The following is a 25,634-nucleotide window of genomic DNA, read 5'->3' as shown; positions in this document are numbered from 1 at the left end:
CGCGACCGGAATGCAAAGGGTGCTAATTATCCGGCGTGTGAGCGTCCATCAGGGAGAGTCCGACTGTTTTACATATGAACTCACCAATCCGGCCAACGTCCGCCAGAGGCAGAAGCGGGATCGCGGATGCGTCATGAAGACGCAGGGCGTCGTTGGTGGCAATCGCAAGGATTGCCGCATCGGTCAGGTACAGCGGGTCGCGGCCCGCCTCGGGACGCACGACTTCAAGGCGCGGCAAAGGCTCGCGCGTGAAGCCTTCCACCAGCGTCAAGTCCGCTGGTGCGAGCCGAGCGACAAGATCCGCCAGCGGCGGTTCGGGCGCGTCATGCAGTTCGCGCACGATGGCGTATCTGTACGGCGATGCAATCAGCACTTCGCCCGCGCCGGCCGCGCGATAACGCGCGCTGTCCTTGCCCGGCGGTTCGAGATCGATTGAGTGATGACTGTGCTTCACCACGTTCACGACCAGTCCACGCGCGTGGAACCAGGGCAAAAGTGCCTCGATCAACGTTGTCTTGCCCTGTCCCGACCGCCCGCAAATACCAAAGATGCGCAGGTTCGCCGCTGCTTCTGTCATGTCGCTACCCCGTCTTTCCAGCCTTGAATATTAGCGCGTCCGACCGCTTCCATCACATAACGCCGCTCGGCGAGATCGCGCAGCGCCTGAGACATGGCGACGCGAATCCGCAGTTCGACCTGCTCGAACGGTAACACCGAACCCGGCGACTTCTCGTGAACCCGGATGATGTGGAAGCCGAACTCCGTTTCGACAAGTGCAGGGCAGAGGGTACCAGCGGGCGCTGCAAATACAGCGCGTTCGAACGCCGCGACCGTGTCGCCGCGGCCTATTTCACCGAGTGCGCCGCCATCGACGCCCGACGGGCAATTCGACAAGGTACGCGCACAGTGAGCGAAGCGCAGGTCGAGATCGTCGGCGTGCAGCAGTTCATCGAGCGTCTGTTGGGCGCGTTGACGCAGCGCCGCCAGATCCACTTTCTCCGTTACCTGAAACAGGATGTGGCTGACACGCGCGCGCTCGTTCACTCGCCAGCGCTCCAGGTCAGCGAGGTAGTGGCGCTCGCATTCTTCATGCGTGGGTGCAGCAGCTTCAGCGAGTTGATGATCGAGCAACGCTTCGATCATGGCTTCGTCGTTCTGAGCCGAGGCCATGATGTTCAACTGAGCCGCTTCATCGAGTAGCACGCGGCGCAGCACTGCCGCCGTCAGCGCTGCCTGATGTGAGTCCGGCGCTGAGTCCAGCGTACTCCCATGCGCCGGCATTTCGCGCTCCAGGTCTATGTCCGCAAGCTCCACGCCATTGACGATGATCGCCATGATGTTCTCCTCTTGACAGGTTAGCGAGGCCGCACGAGTTGCCATGCGCGGCTCAGGTACGTGACGGAAGCGAAGCCGCTCCAGACGTGCACGAGGCGGGTGAACGGGAAGATCACGAACAGCGACATGCCCATGAACAGATGCATCCGGAATACGAATGGCGCGGCCGCCACGTACTGCGCTGCGTCACCGCGGAACGTGACGACATGCTGCGCCCAAGTCATGAGCTGGACCATCATGTGGCCGTCCATGTGATCCGCTGACTCCCGGATAGTCGACAAGCCGAGCAGCAGGGTGACGAGAATCCACACCAGCAACACCTTGTCGCCAGTGCGGGTCACGGCGGAAACACGCGCGTTGGTGAGGCGGCGGTGAATCAGGATGACGAGACCGGCGAGACACAGGGAGCCCATCACGCCGCCCGCGATCATTGCCACAGCTTGTTTCGTGCTGTGCTCGATCCCGAGCCAGTCCCAAACAGCAACGGGCGTGAGCAGGCCGGCAAGATGCCCGAAGAAGAGTCCGAGAATACCGACGTGAAACAGGATGCTGCCAAGCCGCAGATTGCCGCGATGAAGCAGCTGCGAACTATCGGCTTTCCATGTGTATTGTTCGCGCTCGAAGCGCGCGAAGCTGCCGAACAGGAAAACGGCCGCCGCAATGTACGGATAGATACCGAACAGAAATTGATTGAGCATGAACGTAATCCCTGGAACTTAGTTGGCCGTAGCAGGCGGTCGCGGATGGAAGTGCATCGGCTGGGCGAGCGGCGTGGGCATCGATGGCGCGAGCAGCGGCTCTACACCGTCGGCGCCGGGGCCGAAACGTTCGAGCGCTTCGTCCATGTCGCGGATCGGCGGTGTTTCGGCGGCTTGCGGCACGACATCCGTCATTGAACGGAGCACAGTGAAAACACCTGCGTACGGACTCTCGTCGCGTGCCAGACGATCCCCCAGCGCGGCCAGCACGTGGATGGCTTCATCGAGCAGTGCGGGTGCTTCCACCGGATCGATAGTTCCCAGCACTTCGAGGAACAGCGGCACATGATCGGGCAACTCGTTGGTCGCCATCTCAAGACCCAGCCGGCGATATTCATCCAGAAGGTCGACCATCGCCTGTCCGCGATCGCGGCTCTCGCCGTGAACGTGCTCGAACAGATGCAGCGAGTGCGCAGGATTGCGATCGAACGTTGCAACGTAGTTCTCCTGCAACTCGATCAACGAGTGCTCCCTGAGCAGGGCGAGCAACGGTTGCAAGGCGGCTTGAGTGGCCTCAGGAAAGCCACTGAGTTCCTGATTGATCTCTTGCAAGGCATCGAGCAACTCGGCCTCCGGATAGTCGAGCAAGGTCGAGAGCAACGTGTAAATGGATGTTTCGCTCACGATGCCACTCCCGATTTCTTGCGTGACTTCGGCATGTCCGCGAACACCACGCTGCCTTGCTGTTTCTTGCCGAACAACGATCCCTCCGATACCCCGCCGGAGCAACCATTGCCGAAGGTAAATCCACAACTGCCTTTGTCGTTGAAGCTGTCTTCGGCTTGTTCCTTATGCGATGACGGCACCACGAACCGGTCCTCATAATTGGCGATGGCCATCGTCTGGTACATGTCTTCCACTTGCGCGGGTGTGATGTTCAGACCGTCGAGCAACTCGGGTTCAGCGCGGCCATGCACGACCTCGGCGCGTTTGAACGCACGCATGGCGAGCATGCGTTCTAGCGCGGACGTGACAGGCGCCTCGTCGCCAGCGGTCAGCAGGTTCGCTAGATACTTCACCGGAATGCGCAGGCTCTTGACGTCCGGAATGATGCCGTCCATGCCGATATGTCCCGCGTCCGCTGCAGATTGAATCGGAGAAAGTGGGGGGATGTACCACACCATCGGCAAAGTCCGGTACTCCGGATGCAGCGGGAACGCGACTTTCCATTCCACCGCCATCTTGTAGACGGGCGATTTGACCGCTGCGTCCAGCCAGCTTTGCGAAATTCCCTGTGCGAGCGCTTCGGCCTGAACAGCCGGATCATGCGGATCGAGGAACACGTCCAGCTGCGACTGGTACAAGTCCTGTTCATGTTCGACCGATGCGGCGTCGCCAATCTTGTCCGCGTCGTACAGCAGCACGCCAAGATAGCGAATACGCCCGACGCACGTTTCCGCGCACACGGTCGGTTGACCCGCTTCAAGACGCGGATAACAGAAGATGCACTTCTCCGCCTTGCCACTTTTCCAGTTGAAATAGATCTTCTTGTACGGGCAACCCGAGATGCACATGCGCCAGCCGCGACACTTGTCCTGATCGACGAGCACAATGCCGTCGTCTTCGCGTTTGTACACCGAGCCCGACGGACACGACGCCACGCATGCCGGGTTCAGGCAGTGCTCGCACAGACGCGGCAGATACATCATGAACGTGTTCTCGAAGGTCGAGTACATCTCCTTCTGCACGTTCTCGAAGAGCGCATCGCGGCCACGCGACGAGAACTCGCCGCCGAGGTCATCTTCCCAGTTCGGGCCCCATTCGATCTTCTCCATCTTCTTGCCCGTGAGGACGGACACCGGCCTTGCGGTCGGCGGCGTCTCGGGCAAGCGCGCCTTTTGCAGATGTTCGTAATCGAACGTGAAGGGCTCGTAGTAGTCGTCGATGGCTGGCAGATTCGGATTCGCGAACAGGTTTGCGAGGACCTTCAGCTTGCCGCCCTGACGCGGATGAAGCTTGCCGCTGGCGTCGCGGGTCCAGCCGCCTCGCCACTTCTTCTGGTTCTGCCATTCCTTCGGATAGCCAATGCCGGGTTTCGTTTCCACGTTGTTGAACCATGCGTACTCCACGCCGTCGCGCGAAGTCCACACGTTCTTGCATGTCACGGAGCAGGTATGGCAACCGATGCATTTGTCCAGGTTCAACACCATTGCAACTTGTGCGCGGATCTTCATGATGCGGCTCCTTCGCCTTCATTGAGCGGGCCTTCGAGCCACGCGACCTTTTTCATCTTTCTCACGATCACATACTCGTCGCGGTTCGAACCCACCGTGCCGTAGTAGTTAAAGCCGTAGGCCTGCTGCGCATAACCGCCAATCATGTGAGTGGGTTTGAGCACCGTGCGCGTGACCGAGTTATGGATACCACCACGCATGCCGCTCGTTTCCGCACCCGGCACGTTGACGATTTTTTCCTGCGCGTGATACATCAGGCACATGCCGCGCGGCACACGCTGGCTGACCACCACGCGCGCAGTCAGCGTGCCGTTCAGATTGAATACTTCCACCCAGTCGTTATCGACGAGACCGGCTTCCTTGGCTTCCGCTTCCGAGACCCATACGTGCGGCCCGCCGCGCGACAGCGTCAGCATGCGCAGGTTGTCGGAATACGTGGAATGGATGCCCCATTTCTGGTGCGGCGTGATCCAGTTGAGCACGAGTTCGTGCTCGCCATTCGACTTCGCGCCGAGCATCGCGGTGACAGTCTTCGTATCGATAGCCGGGCGATACACGCACGAGCCTTCACCGAAGTCGAGCATCCAGCGATGGTCCTGATAGAACTGCTGGCGGCCCGTCAGCGTGCGCCATGGGATCAGTTCGTGCACGTTGGTATAGCCGGCGTTGTAGCTGACTTCTTCGGACTCGAGCCCTGACCAGGTTGGGGCGGAGATGATCTTGCGCGGTTGCGCCTGGACATCGCGGAAACGGATCTTGTCGTGTTCGCGACCCGTGGCCAGGTGCGCGTGTTCGCGTCCCGTGATCTTCGACAACGCTTCCCATGCCTTGACTGCAACGTGGCCGTTGGTCTCGGGTGCGAACGTCAAGATCATTTCGGCGGCGTCGATAGCGCTGTCAAGCCGCGGCCGTCCGTGACTCACGCCGGCTTCAGTCACCGTGCGCGTGATGTCCGCGAGTTCGCCCACTTCGTGCGCGCTGTTCCAGTTGATGCCCTTGCCGCCGTTGCCCTGTGTATCGAGCAGCGGTCCTACTGACGTGAACTTGCGATATACGTCCTTGTAGTTGCGTTCAACGACCGTCATGGAAGGCGCGGTCTTGCCAGGGATCAGGTCACATTCGCCTGCGCGCCAATCCTTCGGTTCGAATGGCTGACCAAGTTCACCGGGGGTGTCGTGCATGAGCGGCGTGCAGACGAGATCCGTGCGCGTGCCCAGATGTTCACCGCCAATCTCCGCGAACTTTGCCGCGATGCCTTTGTAAATTTCCCAGTCGCTCTTGCTCTCCCACAAGGGTTGCACGGCTTCGGACAACGGATGAATGAACGGATGCATGTCCGATGTATTCAAGTCATCCTTCTCGTACCACGTGGCTGTCGGCAGGACGATATCGCCTTACAGGCAGGTAGTGCTCATGCGGAAGTCGAGCACGGTCAGCAAGTCGAGCTTGCCTTCCGCCGCTTCGCGTACATGAACCTCGCCGGGCATGATCGCTTCGTTTTCATCGGAGAAAAGGGCGTTCTGCGTGCCGAGCAAATACTTCAGGAAGTACTCGTGGCCCTTGCCCGAGCTGCCCAGAATATTCGAGCGCCAGACGAACATGTTGCGCGGGAAGTTGACGGGGTTATCGGGGTCATCGCAGGAGAATTGCAACGCGCCCGACTTCAGGCGGTCCACCACGTAGTCAATCGGTTTCATGCTGGCGCGCGCCGCTTCGTCGGTGAGATCGAGCGGATTCGCGCCGAGTTGCGGCGCGCTTGGCAACCAGCCCATGCGCTCGGACTTGGCGTTCAGGTCGAGCATGGCGAGGTTCGAGTAATTCGCCTTGTTCGCGGTCGGTGCCAGCACTTCATCCAGCGCGAGTTTTTCATGACGCCACTGGCTCGTGTGGTTATAGAAGAACGACGTGCCGTTCATCTGGCGCGGCGGCTTGGACCAGTCGAGCGCGAACGCGAGCGGCGCCCAGCCGAATTGCGGCCGCAGCTTTTCCTGACCGACGTAATGCGCCCAGCCGCCGCCGCTTTTACCCACGCAACCGCACATCATCAGCAAGTTGATGATGCCGCGATAAATCATGTCGTTGTGGTACCAGTGATTGAGCGCCGCGCCCACGATCACCATGCTCTTGCCCTGCGTCTGATGGGCGTTCGTCGCGAACTCGCGCGCCACCTGGATCACGAGATTGCGCGGGACCGTGGTGTGCTTTTCCTGCCATGCGGGCGTGTAGGGGACATCGTCGTCATAGCTTTGCGCGACGTTCGGTCCGCCAAGTCCTTGATCCACGCCGTAGTTCGCCATCTGCAAGTCGAACACGGTTGCGACCAGCGCGCTCGTGCCGTCCGCGAGCGTCACGCGGCGTGCGGGTACGTGACGTTCAAGCAATGCGTTGTGTTCGCTGCCGAAATAGGGGAAACCAACGGCGACGACTTCGTCGTGCGCGTCTGCATCGATCAGGGAGACGCACGGGTCGATCGCTCGTCCGCTGCCGCCGTCCTTCATTTCCAGATTCCAGCGGCCGATCTTCTGGCCGTCGTTGTGCGCGGCTTCGTTCCAGCGAAACCCGATGGTGCCGTTCGGCGCAACAATCTCGCCGCTGTCTGCATCGATCACGAGCGTTTTCCATTGCGCGTTGTTCGCTTCGTCGAGGTTATCGGCGAGATGCGAGGCGCGCAGGAAGTGATCGGGGACGAGCATGCCGCCGTTGTCGCGCAAGAGCACGAGCATGGGCATGTCGGTGTATTGCTTGATGTAGTCGCGGAAGTAGGCGGACTTGTTCGACGCGTTCGCCGCGTGGAATTCCTTGAGCACGACGTGGCCCATTGCCATCGCCAACGCTGCGTCCGTGCCTTGCTTCGGCGCGAGCCAGATGTCGCCGAACTTGACCATCTCGCCGAAATCCGACGATACCGCGACGGTCTTCGTGCCCTTGTAACGCACCTCGGTATAGAAATGCGCATCGGGCGTGCGGGTCTGGGGAATGTTCGATCCCCAGACCATCAAATAGGTGGAGTTGTACCAGTCCGCCGATTCGGGCACGTCGGTCTGCTCGCCCCAGACTTGCGGCGAAGCGGGCGGCAGATCGCAATACCAGTCATAGAACGACAGGCACACGCCGCCGATCAGGCTGAGGTAACGCGACCCCGCGGCGTAGGACACCATCGACATCGCGGGAATGGGCGAGAAACCGATCACGCGATCCGGTCCGAACTTGCCGATCGTGAACGCGTTCGCAGCAGCGATCATTTCGTTGGCGGTGTTCCAGTCGGCGCGCACAAAACCGCCTAGACCACGCACGCTCTTGTAGCGTTTGGACTTGACGGGGTCCTGACTGATCGATGCCCACGCCGCGACCGGGTCGAGACTCTGCCGTGCTTCGCGCCACATCTCCATCAGGCGGCCGCGGATCATCGGGTACTTCACGCGCTGCGCGGAATACACGTACCAGCTATACGAGGCGCCACGCGGACAGCCGCGCGGTTCGTGATTCGGCAGGTCGGCGCGCGTACGCGGATAGTCGGTCTGCTGCGTTTCCCAGACAATCAGCCCGCTCTTGACATAGACCTTCCATGAACACGAACCCGTGCAGTTCACGCCATGCGTTGAGCGCACGACCTTGTCGTGTTGCCATCTATTCCTATACCCTTCTTCCCACTTGCGATCCTCGCTGACAACCGCACCGTGCCCGTTCGAAAACGTCGACTGCGTGCGCTTGACGAACTTCAGGCGATCCAGAAAATGACTCATTGTTGTGTCCTGTGTCGAATAGGGTGCGTCAGCAAGGCATGCTCGCGTTGCGGCGTGCGTAGCAGAACCACGTGATGGCGACGCACGTCACGTAGAAGGCGATAAAGACGTAGAGCGCGGGAATAGCGGAGCCCGTCATGTCGAGCGCGGTGCCGAAGGTCTTCGGGATGAAGAAGCCGCCATACGCGCCGATAGCAGCGGAGAAGCCGAGTACCGCAGCGGACTCCTTGCCGGCGTTGTGCAGGGCCTGGCGTTGCGCGGCTTCGTCGAGGCCGTTGGCGCGGTGCTGATGCTCGGTCATGAAGATCACCGGGATCATGCGGAAGGTCGAACCGTTGCCAATTCCGGTCAGCATGAAGAGCACGATGAACATCGCGAGAAAACCGGTGAAGTTGCCCGCCGCGCCGGCGTCCGGCATGAACGAGATCACTCCGAACACGGCGGCGATCATGCCGATGAAGGTCCAGAGCGTGACGCGCGCGCCACCAAGATGGTCGGAGATCCATCCGCCGATCGGACGTGTCAGCGCGCCAGCGAGCGGCCCAAGAAATGCGTAGGCGGTAGGGTTGATCGACGGAAATTGCGCTTTGGTCAGCAAAGCAAAACCCGCAGAGAAGCCAATAAACGAACCGAACGTGCCGATATAAAGCCAGCACATCAACCAGTTGTGCTTACGCTTGAAGATCACGGCTTGTTCAGCGAACGAAGCTTTCGCATCGGCGATGTCGTTCATGCCGAACCAAGCCGCCACCGACGCCGCCACGATAAACGGCACCCAGATGAAGCCCGCGTTCTGCAGCCATATGCCGCGTTCGGCACCGTTCGCGACGAAGGTCTGGCCATCGCCCGCGAACGAAGCGAACGCGGCCGTGGCGATCACGAGGGGCGTCACGAACTGCACGAGCGACACACCCAGGTTGCCAATGCCGGCGTTCAATCCCGTGGCTAATCCTTTCTGTGCTTTGGGAAAGAAGAAGCTGATATTCGCCATCGATGAACTGAAGTTCGCGCCGCCAAATCCGCACAGCAACGCGAGCACCAGCAGCGTGCCATAGCCCGTTGATGGATCACGCAATGCGAAGCCCATGCCGACTGCCGGAATCAGCAGCGTGGCCGTGGAGAACGCGGTGAAGCGGCGGCCGCCGAAGATCGGCACGAGAAAGGAATAGAAGATCCGCAGCGTGGCGCCCGATAATGCGGGCAACGCGGTCAACCAGAACAACTCGTTCTTCGTGAAGTGGAATCCGCCTTTGTCGAGGTTGACGACAACGACGCTCCATAACGACCACACCGCGAAGGCGAGCATCAGCGCCGGGATCGAGATCCAGAGGTTGCGATTGGCAATGGCCGAGCCGCGTGTTTTCCAGAAAGCCGGATCTTCCGGTTCCCATTTTTTGAGGAGATAGTCGGACATGTTTTTATGGGTTGGATGGTTAAATTAGACGCGGGCAAGCGGCACGGCAGAGTCGCCATGCGAGCGGAAGGAGAAGGTCATCCAGATGAGGCTGACGGCGGTAGCGCCGAACAGCAGCATGAAACAGGTGCTGCTCACGCCGGTCAGGTCGGCGAGCAGTCCGAAAAGAATGGGTAGGGCGAAGCCGGCCAGACCGCCCGCGAGGCCGACCACGCCGGATACCGCGCCAATGTTGCCGGTGTAGTCATCGGAGACAAACTTGAAGACGGACGCCTTGCCGATCGCCATTGCAATGCCGACGGTAAACATCAGGACCGTAAACACAGTGGGCGAGAGCGCGATATTGAAGCCGATCGGACCGTAGCTCGACTGCACGGTGAAACCGGTGTCGGGATAGCTTAAAAAGAAGAAGCACGTCAGCACGGTCCACATGACGACCCACGTTGTTTTCTTCGCGCCGTAGCGATCGGACAGCCATCCGCCAACAGCACGAAGAACACCGCCCGGCAGCGAGAAGCATGCGGCCAGCAGTGCGGCCTGTTCAATATGGAATCCATAATGATTGACGTAGTAATGCGGCAGCCACAGCGCTAATCCAACATAGCCTCCGAACACAACCGAGTAATACTGCGAATAGCGCCATGCGCGGCGGTCTTTTATCACAGCCAGCTGGCTCGCGAAGCTCGGCGGATTGGCAATGCGATGGGCGGGATTCGTCGCGGATGTCATCCAGAAGAGAATGGCCGTGACAAGCATGGCGATGGCGTAGACCTTCGGCACGATCATCCACGTACCGGCCGTCACGATCAACACGGGTGCGACGAATTTGGTGAGTGCAGCCCCCGAATTGCCCGCACCGAAGATGCCCATGGCCAAGCCTTGGCGGTCCTTGGGGAACCAGCGTGCCACATACGGTGTACCGACCGAAAAGCTCGCGCCGGCGAGGCCTACAAGCAGCCCCAGCGCAATGAATTGCCAGAACTGCGTGGCGTAGGTGAGCATCCAGATGGGGATGACGGTAGCGAGCATCGTGAGGAAAAAGACGATGCGTCCGCCGAAGCGGTCAGTGCAAATGCCGAGCGGGACACGGGCGAGGGAGCCCGACAGAACCGGGGTGGCGGCGATCAGGCCGAATTCGGTATCGGAGAGACCTAGTTGAGTCTTCAGCGGAATGCCGAGAATCGCGAACATCATCCAGATCGCGAAGCAGATGGTGAACGCGAAGGTGCTCGACCACAGCACGCGCCAGGCGCGCGGGTCCGCGGATGATGCGTCATGGACGACTGAGGTGGCTTGCGATTTGCGTGCGGCAGTCATGGTGCTTGCCTGTCGATTAAATTTGCGTTTAGTGAAGAATCGACTGCAAGATTAGGGACTGCGGCCTATGCCGCCCATTCGCCGTTAGGAGGGCGCGACTCCAAGTCGCTCCTCCGGCGGGACTACTCCGAAAGGTGTAATTTGGATGGAGTGCCGCCGACGAGGTGCGCTCCAACCATTCCGGTACAACGCAACAAACCGCTGGACATGAGGACAGGACATGGCTGAAGACGACTTGAAGATTACCGTTTCACCGCAGCAGTTTTCCATCGACGTCATGCTGGAAAAGTACGCGAAGGGTGACGAAACGCGCATCGACGATATTTACCGGCGGGTCGCACGAGGCGTAGCGCTCGCCGAACCCGAGGCGCGGCGCAAGCAGGTCGAGAACGATTTTTTCGAGAATTTCCGGCGTGGCGCGCTGGGGGCAGGCCGGATCATGAGCGCCGCTGGCACGGGTATCCAGGCAACGCTCATCAACTGCTTCGTGCAACCGGTGGGCGACGCCATCCAGGGCGTCGACGAGGACGGCTTGCCGGGCATCTACGTGGCCTTGCTGCAGGCCGCCGAAACCATGCGGCGCGGTGGCGGCGTGGGTTACAACTTTTCCGCGATCCGTCCGAAGGGCGCACGCGTGCATTCCACGGGATCGTCGGCGTCGGGGCCGTGCAGTTACATGGATGTGTTCGACGCGTCATGCCGAACCGTTGAAAGCGCCGGGTCGCGGCGCGGCGCGCAGATGGGCATCCTGGATTGCTCGCATCCTGACTTGCTTGAATTTATCGCGGCAAAGCATGTGAAAGGGCGCTGGAATAACTTCAATGTATCGGTGGCGGTGACCGATGAATTCATGCAGGCGGTGGCCGACGATGCCCCGTGGCAACTCGTGCATCGCGCGGAACCGTCGCCTGCGTTCAAGGCATCGGCCGATGCACGGCAGCGTGACGATGGCGTGTGGGTCTATCGGGAAGTGCGGGCGCGGGAGGTGTGGGACACCATCATGCGCTCGACCTATGACGTCGCGGAGCCGGGGGTGGTGTTCGTGTCGCGCATGAACGACGACAACAACTTGCGCGCCGTGGAGACAATCCGCGCGACGAACCCCTGCGGCGAGCAACCGTTGCCTGCGTATGGCTGCTGCAACCTTGGACCGTTGAACCTGACGCGGTTCGTGCGTGAGCCGTTCGCGCAGCGTCATGGAGGAACACCAGTATTCGACTGGGATGGTTTGGCGAAAAGCACGCGCACACAGGTTCGTTTTCTTGACGATGTGCTCGACGTCACGCTCTGGCCGCTACCCGAGCAGGATCGGGAAGCGCAGGCGAAGCGGCGCATAGGTGTAGGTTTCACCGGTCTTGGCGACACGCTCGTCATGCTCGGCGTGCGCTACAACTCGCCGGAAGGCCGCGACTTTGCGACACGTGTGGCGCGGACCATGCGCGACGAAGCGTATCGCGCGTCGGTTGAACTGGCTCGCGAGCGCGGTGCGTTCCCCTTGTTCGATGCAGAAAAGTACCTTGAAACAGGCACTTTTGCGTCGCGTTTGCCGGATGACATCAAGGCGGAGATTCATCGCGACGGCATTCGCAACAGCCACCTGCTTTCCATTGCGCCGACCGGCACCGTGAGCCTGGCGTTTGCCGACAACGCGTCGAACGGTATCGAACCGGCGTTCTCGTGGACTTATCAGCGCACCAAGCGCATGGCCGACGGCAGCCGGCAATCGTTCACGGTGGAAGACTACGCGTACCGCTTGTATCGCGAGCTGGGTGGTGACGTGAAGGCGTTGCCTGATTACTTCGTGAGCGCACTCGATATGTCCGCGAACGATCATCTGGAAATGATGGCGTCGGTGCAGCCTTTCGTCGATACCTCCATTTCAAAGACGGTCAATGTGCCCGCCGATTATCCATTCGATAAGTTCAAGGACCTTTACTTCGACGCGTGGCATCGGGGCCTGAAAGGGTTGGCCACCTACCGGCCGAACGATACGCTGGGGGCGGTGTTGTCGGTGACGCCGGAGGCGCCCGCGGTCGCGGCATCCGATCCTTCAGACGCGGCAGATGCTGAGGTTCAACTGGACCCGTTGCGCATTGCGATCGATCATCGTCCGCGCGGCGAGTTGCCGGCGATCATCGAGAAGGTGGAGTACCTCACGCAGGCCGGCAAGAAGTCGCTTTACGTGGCGGTGTCGTTCATGGAGATTACCGGGCGGCTGGGCGGTGAAGATGTCACCATCGAGCGGCCTATCGAGTTCTTCATCCCGACGGGTCAGCGCGACGAATCGCAGCAATGGATCACGGCGACCATGCGGTCGTTGTCACTGGCGGCGCGGGGTGGTTTTGTCGCGCGCAATCTGCAGGATATGCGCAAGGTATCGTGGGATCGCGGACAGGTGCGGCTGGGCGACGTTGAACGTCCCGGCGGGCACAAGGCACCGCGCTGGCACGATTCGGAGGTCGCGGCGCTTGCGTATGCGATCCAGCAGATCTTGCATCGACGCGGTTTCCTCGATATCGAGGGCGGTCAGGTCCCGTCGCGCGTATTGGCGCAGCGCCGGCATGAGAGCGCGCAGGCGGGTCTTGTATCGGCGCCGCTTGAGTCGGGCGATGACGACATCACTACAGTGGTGGAAGACAACGTGGATGCCGCCAATCCGCACGCGTTGTTGCCCATTCCTGGCCGCAAGTGCCCGACATGTGGTGCGAATGCAATGATCCGCAGGGACGGTTGCGACTTCTGTACTGCGTGTGGCGAAATAGGGGCGTGTGGTTGAAACAAAAGCGGCTGATCGCTTCTACCGCGATCGGCCGCTCACATCATTAGCTCTGGCGCGGAGCTGAAGTTCCGCGCCAACCACACTCTGACCCGTTCAACCTGCCGCCGAATCCGCCCATTCCATTGCCTGGCGCGTGTGCGTTGTTTGCGGGCGATACGGTTGCCATTGCGCTGCTTCCGGAAGCCAGTCGTCTAGCGCGGAGAAGTCTTCAAGGGGGGCTGATTCATTCATGATGGGCTCCTTGGTTTACTGGACGTGAGCGTTGCCGCTTTGCGTCACCGAACCGTTTGCGAATTCTACGATTCCACGGTTGCGTTGTTCCGCGGCTGCTGCGTCGCGTGCACGTTGTTCGTGCTGCTCGGCAATTGCGATCCCGGCCATGCTGCGCTCGGGGTAGGTATTGCGATTCAGCGCGGGCAGGGTGCCGTTTGCGTAGGATGCGGCCAATTCGGCACGGACTTGTGCGCGTGTCATGGTGCTTTGGGTGGCTACGGCTGTTTGATACGTGCCTGCGTGGCCAATGCCGCCGTCAGCGAATGCGGTTGTGGAAACGATGGCTGAGATAGCGGTAAGCGAGAGAGTTGCGATTGCGGTTTTCATGCGTGCTGCTCCTGTCGGTTCATTTCGATAGGCACCGAACGTGGTCGATGCTATCGGACTGATAGCGGGGCAGCGGGCCTTGATGTAGGCAATGAGTCTGAGCAATAACGCTAATCGACAAGCCGCGCTGCGACAGGACGAAATGTAATCAAGTGAGCGCTGCGGATAAATGATCGTTAAGCGAATTGATTAATCGCGGTACGCGAATAATCGCAAAAGCCCTTATAGGAAGGGCTTTTGCGACTAAACCAGTAATGGCGGAGGGGGCTTAAGCCCTTACTCGGGAAGGTGGTTTTTCGCTCGCGCCGGTGGACTTTCGGGGGGGCGGTGGCGGTCGGGGTCAATGCTAGGTTCCGGGGGTGGCGGTCTGGTTCATTGCCGGGTTGCTGCTTTTTAGGTCTTCGCGCATTTAGTGTTAGCTGATCTTTTTCGCTCTATTAGCCACTGCGCGTGGCGGCGCGTCATTTCTTTGTCCAAAGCGACAAAGAAACGAAGCAAAGAAAACGCTTTCACCGCTCTACCCTAAGTGTCCACAGCGTGCAGTTTCTATTCATTGGTGCCCCAAAAGCACGGTGCTCGCCAGAGCGGAGGATGTGTGAAACCCTCTTTCTCGCGAATCCTGACAGTAAAACGCTTCGCCCCGTACGCTCTCGGGCTAGCACTAGCGACTGAACCTGCCCAAGGAGTACCCCGCGCTATCCGCGGAAAACCAATCTCCAAATTTGTATGCATGTCGAACCATTTTTTAAACCACCCAGAAATGGATCTGCAGAATGCTTAAGGCATAACCCGGCAAATAACAATGCGAACTGATGGCTAACCCGCGAAGCACCACAGCGGCAAATACGCGTGAGGCTGTGCGGGTTTCTATGGCACGGGTGCTTGCCCGAGAGCGTACGGGGCGCAGCGTTTTACTGTCAGGATTCGCGAGAAAGAGGGGTTCACACATCCTAAGCTCTTGCGAGCACCGTGCTTTTGGGGCACCCATGAAATGGAACTGCACGCTGTGGACACTTAGGGTAGAGCGGTGAAAGCGTTTTCTTTGCTTCGTTTCTTTGTCGCTTTGGACAAAGAAATGACGTGCCGCCACGCACAGTGGCTAATAGCGATAAAGAGATTAGCCAACCTAAGCAAACCACTATGCTAAGCAGCAGCAACCCGGCATTGCCCCAGAACTGCTAACCCCAGAACCCGTGCAACCCGGCATTGCCCCCACCCACGCCTCCCTAAACCACCACCTCAGCGGTGCCGGCAACATCCGGCGTCCCATGCTTGACGATAGCCTTCGCCGGCGTGGCCGTCGGCAGACACCGTTGCTCGGCATCTTCCTGCCCGGAAAGCAACGGACACCGTTCAAACAACTCAGCGGCCCAGTCGACAAAAACCCGCACCTTCGGCGACAAATGCCGGTTATGCGGATAAACCACCGAAATCGGCATGGGCAACGGCTTCCACTGCGGCAGCACTTCAATCAATTCGCCGGAGCGCAAATGCGGAAGCGCCATGAAGCGGGGTATCTGCACGATTCCCACACCTTTGACGCCGCACGCAATATAAGCCTCGGCGTCGTTCACGGCGATCTTCCCGCGCATTTTCACGTCGATGGACTTCCCATCCACAACAAAATCCATATCCATCACGCGACCGGTGCGGCTGGAGAAATAATTCACGGCCGTGTGCTGCTGCAAATCGTCGATGGTATGCGGCACGCCATGCAGTTCGAGATATTCCGGACTTGCCGCGGTCAGGCCCTGAAACACGCCAATCCGCCGCGCCACCAGACTCGAATCCTGCAGCGTTCCCACGCGAATGACACAATCCACGCCTTCCTGAATGAGGTCGACCGGTTTGTCGCCGAAACCGATCATCAACTCGATATCCGGATAACGGTTGTGGAATTCACAAAGCTGCGGCATGACGATCATGCGCCCAATAGAACCCGGCATATCGATGCGCAATTTACCGCGCGGACCCTTGCCGGTATTGGCGAACGAACTCTCGGTCTCCTCAATGTCCGCGAGGATCCGCACGCAGCGCTCGTAATACGCAGCACCGTCCGGCGTGAGGTTCAGGCGCCGTGTCGTGCGTTGCAGGAGACGCACGTTCAGGAACGCTTCGAGGTTCTGAATAATCGTTGTCACCGAGGCGCGCGGCATGTCCAGCGTGTCCGCTGCGCGTGAAAAACTATTGGTGTCGACGACTCTTGTAAACACCTGCATAGCTTGTAGCCGGTCCATTTTTCTCTCACCGTCAATGCTTTGCGGCTCCAGGAATAAGGATGCCGCTCAGACAGGAATGGGCAGTTTCAATCGCGATTGTTCGGTGCGACCGAATTGTGTTGCCGGATTATAGGCATTTATTTCAAATGTCGTTGCCCCCAGAATTCGTTCCATCGCAACTCGGGTGGGATGGCGCGGACGCGCTGAAAATAACCATGGCATCGACGCTGGATCTGGGCCTCTGCATAGAGGATGTTCGAATCGCGGGACATGCGCAACCCATAACCTTGCGCAGTTATCGCCCCGCCTCGGACGGCACCGTCCTCCCGGTCGTGCTTTATTTTCACGGCGGCGGCTTTGTGCGCGGCACGCTGGATGATGCCGACGTCACGGCTAGCACCATTGCACGGGATACAGCGGCGTGGGTCATCTCGGTGGGCTATTCACTGGCGCCGGCTTTCCCGTTTCCTGCCGCGCCCGAAGATGCCTATCGGGCGGCGCAATGGGCCATAGCGAACGCTCGTGCACAACGAGCCGATGCAAACCGCCTCGGGGTCGCGGGGCACGACGCAGGCGGCAACCTCGCTACCTGTCTGGCGGCCATCGCGCGGGATCGCGGCGACATCGTGATCCTGGCGCAAGCGCTGCTCGCGCCGTTGCTGGACCCAAGCATGACGCGCATGGCCGATGAGAACAAAGTGCGCTCGCCGGATATCTGCATGACCGAGTGCGCGCAGTGTTATCGCGCGTATCTGCCGAACGCATCACAACGGCTTCATCCGTATGCAGCGCCGCTGGAATCGCGGCGTCTTGCCGGTCTGCCGCCGGCGCTGATCGCAAGCGCCCAGCACGACCTGCTGCATATCGAAGCAGAGAAATATGCGGGCGAGCTGATCGCGGCAGGCGTGCCAACGGAAGTCACGCGGCACGTCAATGCATCGCATAACGCGCTTGCAGCGGACCCGGCGGCCATTGCCGACGTGGTCGCGTTCTTCAAGAAACGGCTTCGTGTGCAGACGGCCGCGCCGGTTGCGGCGCTTCGCGACACCCAAAAAATTCAAACAATCTCAACGACTTAATCGGAGCAACGCATGTCCATCACTCGCAAACGTCTTACCGTCGCGCTAGGCGCCGCGCTGGTCGTCGCAGGCATCGGAACATTCACTGCCATGCATGGTTTCGGCCGCGGCGATCTGCCGGTGAACGGTGCTGAAGCCGCCGTCAAACCGTCGGCGCCGGCCATGGAAGTGGATGTCGCCACGGTGGTCTCGAAGACCATCACCGACTACCAGAACTATTCGGGCCGCCTGGAAGCGGTCGACAAGGTCGAGATCCGTCCGCTTGTGCCGGGGACTATCGTCGCGGTGCATTTTGCCGATGGCGCATTGGTGAAGAAGGGCGATGCGCTCTTCACCATCGACCCGCGGCCGTACGTGGCGGCAGTCGATCAAGCGGCTGCGCAACTCGCGGCAGCGCAAGCTCGCAATGGTTATACATCGACCGATGCCGCGCGCGCGGAGCGCTTGCTGGCGGATAACGCCATCGCCAAGCGTGACTATGACGAGAAGCAAAACGCGTCGCACGAAGCGGCGGCGAACCTGAAGGCTGCGCAAGCGGCGCTCGAGACGGCGAAGATCAACCTGACATACACGCAGATCACCGCGCCGGTGTCGGGCCGGGTATCGCGTGCGGAAATGACGGTCGGCAACATCGTGTCGACGGGTTCCAGCGCGCCGCTGCTGACCACGCTGGTGTCGGTGTCGCCCATCTACGCTTCGTTCGATGTCGATGAACAAACCTACCTGCGCTACCTCAGCCGCGACTCGCGTGCCAGCGTGCCGGTCTCGCTCGGCCTCGCGAACGAAGATGGTTTCTCGCGCGAAGGCAAGGTTGCGTCCGTCGACAATCAACTCGATACGGGCTCGGGCACGATTCGCGTGCGGGCACGTTTCGATAACGCCGACGGTTCGCTGGTGCCGGGCCTCTATGCACGCATCAAGGTTGGCGGAGGCACGCCGCATCCGGCTGTGCTGATTGACGATGCCGCGATTGGCACCGACCAGGACAAGAAGTTCGTGATGGTGGTCGACGCGGACAGCCGCGTGCAATACCGCGAAGTCACGCTCGGCACCTTGAGCGAAGGGATGCGCGTAATTGTGAAGGGCCTGCAGCCAGGCGAGCGGATCGTGGTGAACGGTCTGCAGCGCGTACGTCCGAACGATGTGGTGAAGGCCAATTCCGTAGCAATGGCGAATGCGTTGCCGGCCAAAGACGCTTCATAAGACGCGCTTTGCAAGACGGGTTTATAAGCGCTTAACAGCGGCTCCTTGTGTGCGTGGCACGTGGCGGGTTCGTTCCTGACAGGACGAACCGGCCGGTGCTCACGCGCGCGCAGCCTCTCATGCACATAAAGAAAACGTCATGAACATTTCCAAGTTTTTCATCGACCGCCCGATCTTTGCGGGTGTGATGTCGGTGCTCATCCTGCTGGCGGGCATCATCGCCATGTTCAAGCTGCCGATCTCCGAATATCCGGAAGTCGTGCCGCCGTCCGTGGTCGTCCATGCGCAGTATCCGGGTGCCAATCCGAAGGTGATCGCCGAAACTGTGGCGTCGCCGCTGGAAGAGCAGATCAACGGCGTGGAAGACATGCTGTACATGCAGTCGCAAGCCAACAGCGACGGCAACCTGAACATCACGGTGACGTTCAAGCTCGGCACGGACCCGGACAAGGCGCAGGAACTCGTGCAGAACCGCGTGGCGCAAGCGCTGCCGCGCCTGCCGGAAGACGTGACGCGACTTGGTGTGACGACGATCAAGTCGTCGCCGACGCTCACCATGGTGGTTCACTTGAATTCGCCCAATGACCGCTACGACATGACGTATCTGCGCAACTATGCGCTGATCAACGTGAAGGACCGGCTTGAGCGGATCCAGGGCGTGGGGCAGGTTCAGCTTTGGGGCTCGGGCGATTACTCCATGCGCATCTGGCTCGATCCGCAAAAGGTCGCCCAGCGTGGCATGACGGCGACCGACGTAGTCAACGCAATCCGCGAGCAGAACGTGCAGGTGGCGGCGGGCGTGATCGGTGCATCGCCGACATCGTCGAACGTGCCGTTGCAACTGAACGTGAATGCGCAAGGCCGTTTGCAGACCGAAGCGGAATTCCGGGACATCGTGCTCAAGACGTCGCCCGACGGCGCAGTTACGCATCTGAGCGATGTGGCGCGGGTCGAGTTGGCGGCATCGGAATATGGCTTGCGTTCGCTGCTCGACAACAAGTCGGCGGTCGCGATGGCGATCAACCAGCAACCGGGTGCGAACTCGCTGCAAATTTCCGATCAGGTCCGCCAGACCATGAAGGAACTGAAGGCGGACATGCCGGTGGGCGTCGATTATGAAATCGTCTATGACCCGACGCAGTTCGTGCGTTCAAGTATTGAAGCAGTGATCCATACGCTGATCGAAGCTATTGCGCTGGTCGTGCTGGTGGTGATCGTGTTCCTGCAAACCTGGCGCGCATCGATTATTCCGCTGCTGGCCGTGCCGGTGTCGATCATCGGTACGTTCTCGCTGCTGCTGGCTTTCGGCTTCTCGATCAACGCGTTGTCATTGTTCGGGATGGTGCTGGCAATCGGGATCGTGGTGGACGATGCGATCGTGGTGGTGGAGAACGTTGAACGGAATATCGAGGCGGGGTTATCGGCGCGAGAGGCGACCTATCAGGCCATGCGAGAAGTGAGCGGGCCGATTATCGCCATTGCCTTGACGCTGACTGCCGTGTTCGTGCCGCTCGCGTTCATGTCCGGTTTGACGGGTCAGTTCTATAAACAGTTTGCGATGACCATCGCCATTTCGACGGTGATCTCGGCCTTCAATTCGCTCACCTTGTCGCCGGCGCTGGCTGCTTTGCTGCTGAAGGGCCATAACGAACCGAAGGACTGGCTGACGCGCGGCATGGACCGTGTGTTCGGTGGTTTCTTCCGCCAGTTCAACAAGGTCTTCAAGCGTGGTTCGGAAAACTACGGCAAGGGCGTAACGGGCGTCATCAACCGCAAGGCGCTGATGATGGGCGTGTATATCGTGCTGCTGTGCGGCGCCGTGCTGATGAGCAAGGTCGTGCCCGGCGGTTTCGTGCCGGCGCAGGACAAGGAGTATTTGATCAGCTTTGCGCAGTTGCCTAACGGCGCGTCGCTCGATCGTACCGAGGCGGTGATTCGCCAGATGACGGACATCGCGAGAAAGACGCCGGGCGTTCAAAGCGCGGTGGAGTTTCCGGGTTTGTCGGTGAACGGTTTCACGAATTCGTCGAGCGCGGGCATTGTGTTCGTGACGCTCAAGCCGTTCGGCGAGCGTAAGGGCGCAGCACTTTCCGCAGGCGCCATAGCGGGCTCGCTGAACCAGAAATACGCGGCAATCAAGGGTTCGTTCATTGCTGTGTTCCCGCCGCCGCCCGTGCTTGGACTCGGGACGCTGGGTGGCTTCAAGCTGCAACTGGAAGACCGTGGCGCGCTGGGCTACGCCGCATTGAACGACGCGACTCAAGCGTTTATCAAGCGTGCATCCCAGACGCCTGAACTCGGTCCGACGTTCTCGAGCTATCAGATCAACGTGCCGCAACTGAACGTGGATCTGGACCGGGTGAAAGCGAAGCAACTGGGTGTCTCCGTCACCGATGTATTCAGCACGATGCAGGTGTATCTCGGCTCGCTGTATGTGAACGACTTCAACCGCTTCGGCCGTGTGTATCAGGTCCGGGTGCAGGCGGATGCGCCGTTCCGTTCGAGTTCGGAAGACATCGGTCTGCTCAAGACGCGTAACGCAAATGGCGAGATGGTGCCGTTGTCGTCGCTCGTGAAGGTGACGCCGACCTATGGTCCCGAGATGGTGGTGCGCTACAACGGCTACACCTCTGCCGATATCAACGGTGGTCCGGCTCCGGGTTATTCGTCGGGTCAGGCGCAGGCAGCAGTGGAACGCATCGCCGCTGAAACGTTGCCGCGCGGCATCAAGTTCGAATGGACCGATTTGACGTATCAGCAGATCCTCGCGGGCAATGCCGCGTTGTGGGTCTTCCCGATCAGCGTGCTGCTCGTGTTCCTCGTGCTGGCTGCGTTGTATGAAAGCCTGACGCTGCCGCTCGCCGTGATCCTGATCGTGCCCATGAGTATTCTCTCGGCGCTGGTCGGCGTGTGGCTCACGAAGGGCGACAACAACATCTTTACGCAGATCGGCTTGATGGTGCTCGTGGGGCTGTCGGCGAAGAACGCCATCCTGATCGTGGAGTTTGCGCGCGAGCTGGAAATGCAGGGACGCTCCATCGTGGAAGCGGCAATCGAAGCGAGCCGCTTGCGTCTGCGGCCGATCCTGATGACGTCGATTGCTTTCATCATGGGCGTGGTGCCGCTGGTGCTGTCGTCGGGTGCGGGTTCGGAAATGCGCCATGCAATGGGTGTGGCAGTGTTCTTCGGCATGCTCGGGGTGACGCTGTTCGGCTTGATGCTCACGCCGGTGTTTTATGTGCTGTTGAGAAAGCTGGCTGGCGGCGAACATCTCGTCGACAAGCATGGCCACAATCCGCACATGCGCGGTGTCAATGCTTCAGTTGAAGCATGAGAGAGATTGAAATGAAAACGTTGAATACGAAGCGATGGCTGGGGTTGTCGGCGTTACTTGGATCGTTGCTGGTCGTCGCGGGCTGCTCGCTCGCACCGACCTACACGAAGCCCGACGTAAGCGCGCCGGCAGCCTTCAAGGAAACACCGCAGGAAACTGCGTTGCCGCCCTCTGAACAGGGCACGTGGAAGACGGCGCAGCCGTCGGAACAGGTGCTGCGCGGCGAATGGTGGACGGTCTTCAACGATCCCACGCTCAACGACCTGGAGCATCAGGCGCTCGAGGCGAACCAGAACCTGAAGGCAGCGGCCGCGCGCGTGAAGGAATCACGGGCGATCAACCAGACCGCGCGGGCAGGCTTGTTCCCGACACTCGATGCAGGCTTTGGTCCGACGCGCGAGAAACTCTCGCCGGCGTCGCAGTTCCTTCCCGCTAACGGGAATGTACCGGCACAGACTTTGTGGCGTGCAGAGGGCAGTGCGTCGTATGAAGTGGATCTGTTCGGCCGCGTGTCGGACTCGGTGAAGGCGGCGAACGCCGACACCGAGCAAAGCGAAGCGCTGTTCCGGTCCGTGCAACTCGCGTTGCAGGCGGACGTGGCGCAGAACTACTTCAACCTGCGTGAGCTCGATTCGGAAAGCGATGTCTTCGCGCGGACCGTGACGCTGCGCGAGCAGGCTTTGAAGCTGGTGCAAAACCGCTTTAACGAAGGTGAGATCAGCGAGCTGGACGTAGCACAGGCAAGGTCAGAACTTGCTACGGCCAAGTCCGACGCCATGACGGTGCAGCGCTTGCGTGCTGCATCCGAGCATAGTCTTGCAGTGCTGCTCGGTAAGGCAGCGTCGCAGTTCTCGATGGCGGCTAACCCGCTGACGCCGGTCGATATCAAGATTCCGCCGGGCTTGCCTTCATCGCTGCTCGAACGCCGGCCGGATATCTCGGCGGCCGAGCGTGCAATGGCAGCGGCGAATTCGCGCATCGGGGTGGCGAAGGCGGCGTTTTTCCCGTCGCTCAACATAACGGGTTCGGGCGGCTTCGAATCGGCGACGCTGGGCGATCTCTTCAACTGGTCGAGCCGTACGTTCCTGCTAGGACCGTTCGCGGGCACGGCGCTCAATTTGCCGATCTTCGATGGCGGCCGGCGCAAGGGCAATCTCGCGAACGCACGCGCGATCTATGAAGAGGATGTCGCGAATTACCGGCAGCAGGTGCTGGTGGCGTTCCAGGAAGTAGAGGACAACCTCTCGGACCTGCGCATCCTGCAGGACCAGACGCGCACGCAAGCTGAAGCGGTGAATGCGTCGAACCGGGCAGCTCAGCTCTCGCAGTCGCAATACAAGGAGGGGGCGGTGACGTATCTTGACGTGATCGATGCACAGCGTACCGTGCTCCAGTCGCAGCGCACAGCGGTTCAACTGGCAGGCGTGCAGGCGACGTCGACAGTGAACCTGATCCGTGCGCTGGGCGGTGGCTGGGGAGACATGCCGGCTGCACCTGCCGCACCGGTTGCGTCCGAGTCAGATGCGAGCGTAGCGTCACGTTAAGCGTGAATCGCAGCACCGTTAGCGCGATTGTTCAATACGTGCGACAAGTGTCTTCGATAACAGAGGGTTTATCCGGGGGCTCCCGGTCCGTAGAATAAAACTATGGATACGGGAGCCGTCATGAGAGCTTTAATCGAACGACAACTCTACCGACCCGCCGTCGTACTACCGCTGTTGGTCTTGATGCGCCTGATGGTGACGCTCGATTTCAACCTGATGCAAGTGACGTTCGTCGTGGTCATGAAGAGTTCGCAATACATGTTTCAAGCGGTCTTCAGGCATCGCCACGATCAAGCCGATCGTTGCGATGTCCAGCCGCCGCAGGTCCATGCCATGCATGACAAGACTTGCCACTGCTAAACCCTTCATCAATCAATATATTTCCGGCACGATAATGCTTTCGGGCACGGGCTGCCGCAGGTAATCGTCGTTAAAGACGCGGTCAGGCAACTCGATCGTGGGATGATCGATCTCGTGATACGGCACCTGGCTCAGCAAATGGTGAATGCAGTTGAGCCGAGCGCGTTTCTTGTCCACGGCTTGCACGACCCACCACGGCGCTTCGGGAATATGCGAACGCGCCAGCATCACTTCCTTCGCGTGCGTATAGGCTTCCCAGCGACGACGGCTTTCCAGGTCCATCGGACTCAGTTTCCACTGCTTCAACGGATCTTGAATGCGCGCCTGAAAGCGGACTTCCTGTTCGTCATCCGTGATCGAGAACCAGTACTTCAGGATCTGCACGCCGCTGCGCGCCAGCATCTTTTCGAATTCCGGCACTGAGCGAAAGAACTCTTCGTACTCGGCATCGGTACAGAAATTCATCACGCGTTCCACGCCCGCCCGGTTGTACCAGCTGCGGTCGAACAGCACGATCTCGCCGCCCGCCGGCAGATGCGAGACATAACGCTGGAAATACCATTGCGTGCGTTCGCGATTGTTCGGTGCGGGCAAGGCAGCGACCCGGCAAACCCGTGGATTCAGCCGCTGCGTGATGCGCTTGATTGCGCCACCCTTGCCGGCGGCGTCGCGTCCTTCAAAGATCACCACGAGCCGGTGGCCGCTGGCGACAACCCAGTCCTGCAGCTTGACGAGTTCACCTTGCAGGCGGAACAGTTCGCGAAAGTAGATCTTGCGCTGCTCGCGTGCTTCGGCGGAAAGCGCGCTGTCGCCATCGAGGATACGGTCGTCGACTTCCATCTCGAGTTCTTCGTCGTAGCTGTCAATCAGGTCTTCTTCGAAGCGGCGCTGTTTATCCTGCGAAATCATGGGAAGCTCCGTTTGGTTGGGCGTATTGACCGCGTTGACTCGTCCCTGCAGGCAATACAAAACCGGCAATCCTGCAAATTATCGATTATCCGGCGCGATAATTTCAGGAATGTTACGACAGGGCCGTCGAAAGCGGAGCCGATGGTCAGACGAATGATCCACGTTTGTCCGGGCATCGCGGGTATCGTGCTTAGGGTGCACAAGCGGGCGGCATGCGATATGCGCAAGCTATACGTCGAGCGGTATTGCATCTTCACACCTTACGCACCTGGTCTGGAAACAAGAAACGGCATGCAAATCTCATCCTTTGGCACACGGCGCCCGTCGAGGGCGGAGCGCTGGGCACCGTCCATCTATTTCGTGGTCGGGCAACTCGGCTGGTTTGCGTGTGTACTGAGCGCTGCACACGACGTCCCATGGATGGGCGTCGCCACAGCCGTCATGCTCGTCGCCATCCATCTGGCGCGGGTCGAGCGGCCGCTGACAGAGTTCAAGCTACTGGTCAGTGTAGTAGCGATGGGCGCAATCTGGGAGAGCCTGCCGGTTCTCAGCGGACTGCTGGCGTACCCCAACGGCATGATATTGCCCGGCGCTGCACCTTACTGGATCCTTGCATTGTGGGCGCTGTTTGCCGCTCAATTCAACACAACGTTCGGCTGGCTCAAACAACGCGTACTGCTTGCTTCGGTGCTCGGCGCCATTGCCGGACCGATGTCGTTTCGCGCCGGCGCAGCGCTCGGCGCGGTTCGCTTCGTGCATCCGCTGCCCGCGATGATCTTGCTGGCTATCGGCTGGGCGATCCTGATGCCGCTGCTGATCGTGTTCTCACGGCGGTGGGATGGGGTGCACTGAGCGGTGCGTCCCGA

At 60.1% G+C, this 25,634-nt stretch carries 18 protein-coding genes and 1 pseudogene; 7 read left to right on the top strand and 12 right to left on the bottom strand.

Features of this window, described 5'->3' with window-relative positions:
- Window positions 1–22 precede the first annotated feature (22 nt).
- The 8 genes and pseudogenes from mobB to ACMX25_RS24825 all read right to left on the bottom strand — a co-directional run bounded on the left by mobB (window position 23) and on the right by ACMX25_RS24825 (window position 10,741).
- On the bottom strand, window positions 23–577 hold the full coding sequence (gene mobB / locus ACMX25_RS24860) for a molybdopterin-guanine dinucleotide biosynthesis protein B (protein ID WP_414952708.1): 555 nt from the start codon (window positions 575–577) through the stop codon (window positions 23–25).
- On the bottom strand, window positions 574–1,335 hold the full coding sequence (locus ACMX25_RS24855; RefSeq protein WP_414952707.1) for a peptidylprolyl isomerase: 762 nt from the start codon (window positions 1,333–1,335) through the stop codon (window positions 574–576). The genes mobB and ACMX25_RS24855 overlap by 4 nt, the downstream gene beginning before the upstream one ends.
- Window positions 1,336–1,355: 20 nt before the next feature.
- Window positions 1,356–2,033 carry a respiratory nitrate reductase subunit gamma gene (gene narI / locus ACMX25_RS24850; protein WP_414952706.1) on the bottom strand — a complete coding sequence of 226 codons (678 nt, stop codon included), beginning with the start codon at window positions 2,031–2,033 and terminating at the stop codon, window positions 1,356–1,358.
- Between the two features lie 18 nt (window positions 2,034–2,051).
- A complete protein-coding gene (narJ, locus tag ACMX25_RS24845) occupies window positions 2,052–2,720 on the bottom strand; it encodes a nitrate reductase molybdenum cofactor assembly chaperone (RefSeq protein WP_414952761.1) in 669 nt (222 codons plus the stop codon).
- Window positions 2,714–4,267 carry a nitrate reductase subunit beta gene (narH, locus tag ACMX25_RS24840; RefSeq protein ID WP_414952705.1) on the bottom strand — a complete coding sequence of 518 codons (1,554 nt, stop codon included), beginning with the start codon at window positions 4,265–4,267 and terminating at the stop codon, window positions 2,714–2,716. Before narH ends, narJ begins: the two co-directional genes overlap by 7 nt.
- A pseudogene (locus ACMX25_RS24835) lies at window positions 4,264–8,010 on the bottom strand (nitrate reductase subunit alpha). Before ACMX25_RS24835 ends, narH begins: the two are co-directional and overlap by 4 nt.
- Window positions 8,011–8,038: 28 nt before the next feature.
- Window positions 8,039–9,424: a NarK family nitrate/nitrite MFS transporter gene (locus tag ACMX25_RS24830; RefSeq protein ID WP_414952704.1), complete on the bottom strand. Its 1,386-nt coding sequence runs from the start codon at window positions 9,422–9,424 to the stop codon at window positions 8,039–8,041.
- A 24-nt stretch (window positions 9,425–9,448) separates the two neighbouring features.
- A complete protein-coding gene (locus tag ACMX25_RS24825; protein WP_414952703.1) occupies window positions 9,449–10,741 on the bottom strand; it encodes an MFS transporter in 1,293 nt (430 codons plus the stop codon).
- Window positions 10,742–10,961: 220 nt separating this feature from the next.
- Between ACMX25_RS24825 and ACMX25_RS24820 the strand changes: the two genes are divergently transcribed.
- The gene (locus ACMX25_RS24820; RefSeq protein ID WP_414952702.1) at window positions 10,962–13,517 is read left to right on the top strand and encodes an adenosylcobalamin-dependent ribonucleoside-diphosphate reductase; all 2,556 of its coding nucleotides are present in this window, start codon (window positions 10,962–10,964) and stop codon (window positions 13,515–13,517) included.
- 96 nt (window positions 13,518–13,613) lie between these two features.
- Here ACMX25_RS24820 and ACMX25_RS24815 read toward each other — a convergent pair whose 3' ends face one another.
- The 3 genes from ACMX25_RS24815 to ACMX25_RS24805 all read right to left on the bottom strand — a co-directional run bounded on the left by ACMX25_RS24815 (window position 13,614) and on the right by ACMX25_RS24805 (window position 16,357).
- Window positions 13,614–13,751, bottom strand: a complete 138-nt coding sequence (locus tag ACMX25_RS24815) for a hypothetical protein (protein ID WP_414952701.1) — start codon at window positions 13,749–13,751, stop codon at window positions 13,614–13,616.
- A gap of 15 nt (window positions 13,752–13,766) precedes the next feature.
- Window positions 13,767–14,120 carry a DUF4148 domain-containing protein gene (locus tag ACMX25_RS24810; protein ID WP_299711551.1) on the bottom strand — a complete coding sequence of 118 codons (354 nt, stop codon included), beginning with the start codon at window positions 14,118–14,120 and terminating at the stop codon, window positions 13,767–13,769.
- A 1,226-nt stretch (window positions 14,121–15,346) separates the two neighbouring features.
- Complete coding sequence (locus tag ACMX25_RS24805) at window positions 15,347–16,357, bottom strand: LysR family transcriptional regulator (RefSeq protein ID WP_414952700.1); 1,011 nt, start codon at window positions 16,355–16,357, stop codon at window positions 15,347–15,349.
- Window positions 16,358–16,554: 197 nt separating this feature from the next.
- On the opposite strand from ACMX25_RS24805, the gene ACMX25_RS24800 reads away from it, so the two are divergent.
- The 5 genes from ACMX25_RS24800 (at window position 16,555) to ACMX25_RS24780 (ending at window position 23,859) form a co-directional block, all read left to right on the top strand.
- Window positions 16,555–17,418, top strand: coding sequence for an alpha/beta hydrolase fold domain-containing protein (locus ACMX25_RS24800; protein ID WP_414952760.1), 864 nt, complete (start codon window positions 16,555–16,557; stop codon window positions 17,416–17,418).
- A gap of 12 nt (window positions 17,419–17,430) precedes the next feature.
- The gene (locus ACMX25_RS24795; RefSeq protein ID WP_414952699.1) at window positions 17,431–18,621 is read left to right on the top strand and encodes an efflux RND transporter periplasmic adaptor subunit; all 1,191 of its coding nucleotides are present in this window, start codon (window positions 17,431–17,433) and stop codon (window positions 18,619–18,621) included.
- 139 nt (window positions 18,622–18,760) lie between these two features.
- Complete coding sequence (locus ACMX25_RS24790) at window positions 18,761–21,955, top strand: efflux RND transporter permease subunit (RefSeq protein ID WP_414952698.1); 3,195 nt, start codon at window positions 18,761–18,763, stop codon at window positions 21,953–21,955.
- A gap of 11 nt (window positions 21,956–21,966) precedes the next feature.
- Window positions 21,967–23,499, top strand: coding sequence for an efflux transporter outer membrane subunit (locus tag ACMX25_RS24785; RefSeq protein WP_414952697.1), 1,533 nt, complete (start codon window positions 21,967–21,969; stop codon window positions 23,497–23,499).
- Window positions 23,500–23,619: 120 nt separating this feature from the next.
- Complete coding sequence (locus ACMX25_RS24780; protein ID WP_414952695.1) at window positions 23,620–23,859, top strand: hypothetical protein; 240 nt, start codon at window positions 23,620–23,622, stop codon at window positions 23,857–23,859.
- A gap of 12 nt (window positions 23,860–23,871) precedes the next feature.
- Here ACMX25_RS24780 and ppk2 read toward each other — a convergent pair whose 3' ends face one another.
- Window positions 23,872–24,768 carry a polyphosphate kinase 2 gene (ppk2, locus tag ACMX25_RS24775; protein WP_414952694.1) on the bottom strand — a complete coding sequence of 299 codons (897 nt, stop codon included), beginning with the start codon at window positions 24,766–24,768 and terminating at the stop codon, window positions 23,872–23,874.
- A 291-nt stretch (window positions 24,769–25,059) separates the two neighbouring features.
- Between ppk2 and ACMX25_RS24770 the strand changes: the two genes are divergently transcribed.
- Entirely contained in the window at window positions 25,060–25,620 is a 561-nt protein-coding gene (locus tag ACMX25_RS24770) for a DUF2878 domain-containing protein (RefSeq protein WP_414952693.1), read from the top strand.
- Window positions 25,621–25,634: the final 14 nt, after the last annotated feature.

Origin of the sequence: Caballeronia eucalypticola (genome assembly GCF_047608185.1) — a bacterium.
Lineage (GTDB): Bacteria > Pseudomonadota > Gammaproteobacteria > Burkholderiales > Burkholderiaceae > Caballeronia.
Note: the sequence above shows the minus strand (reverse complement) of the source record. Positions and strands in the feature narration are given on the sequence as shown.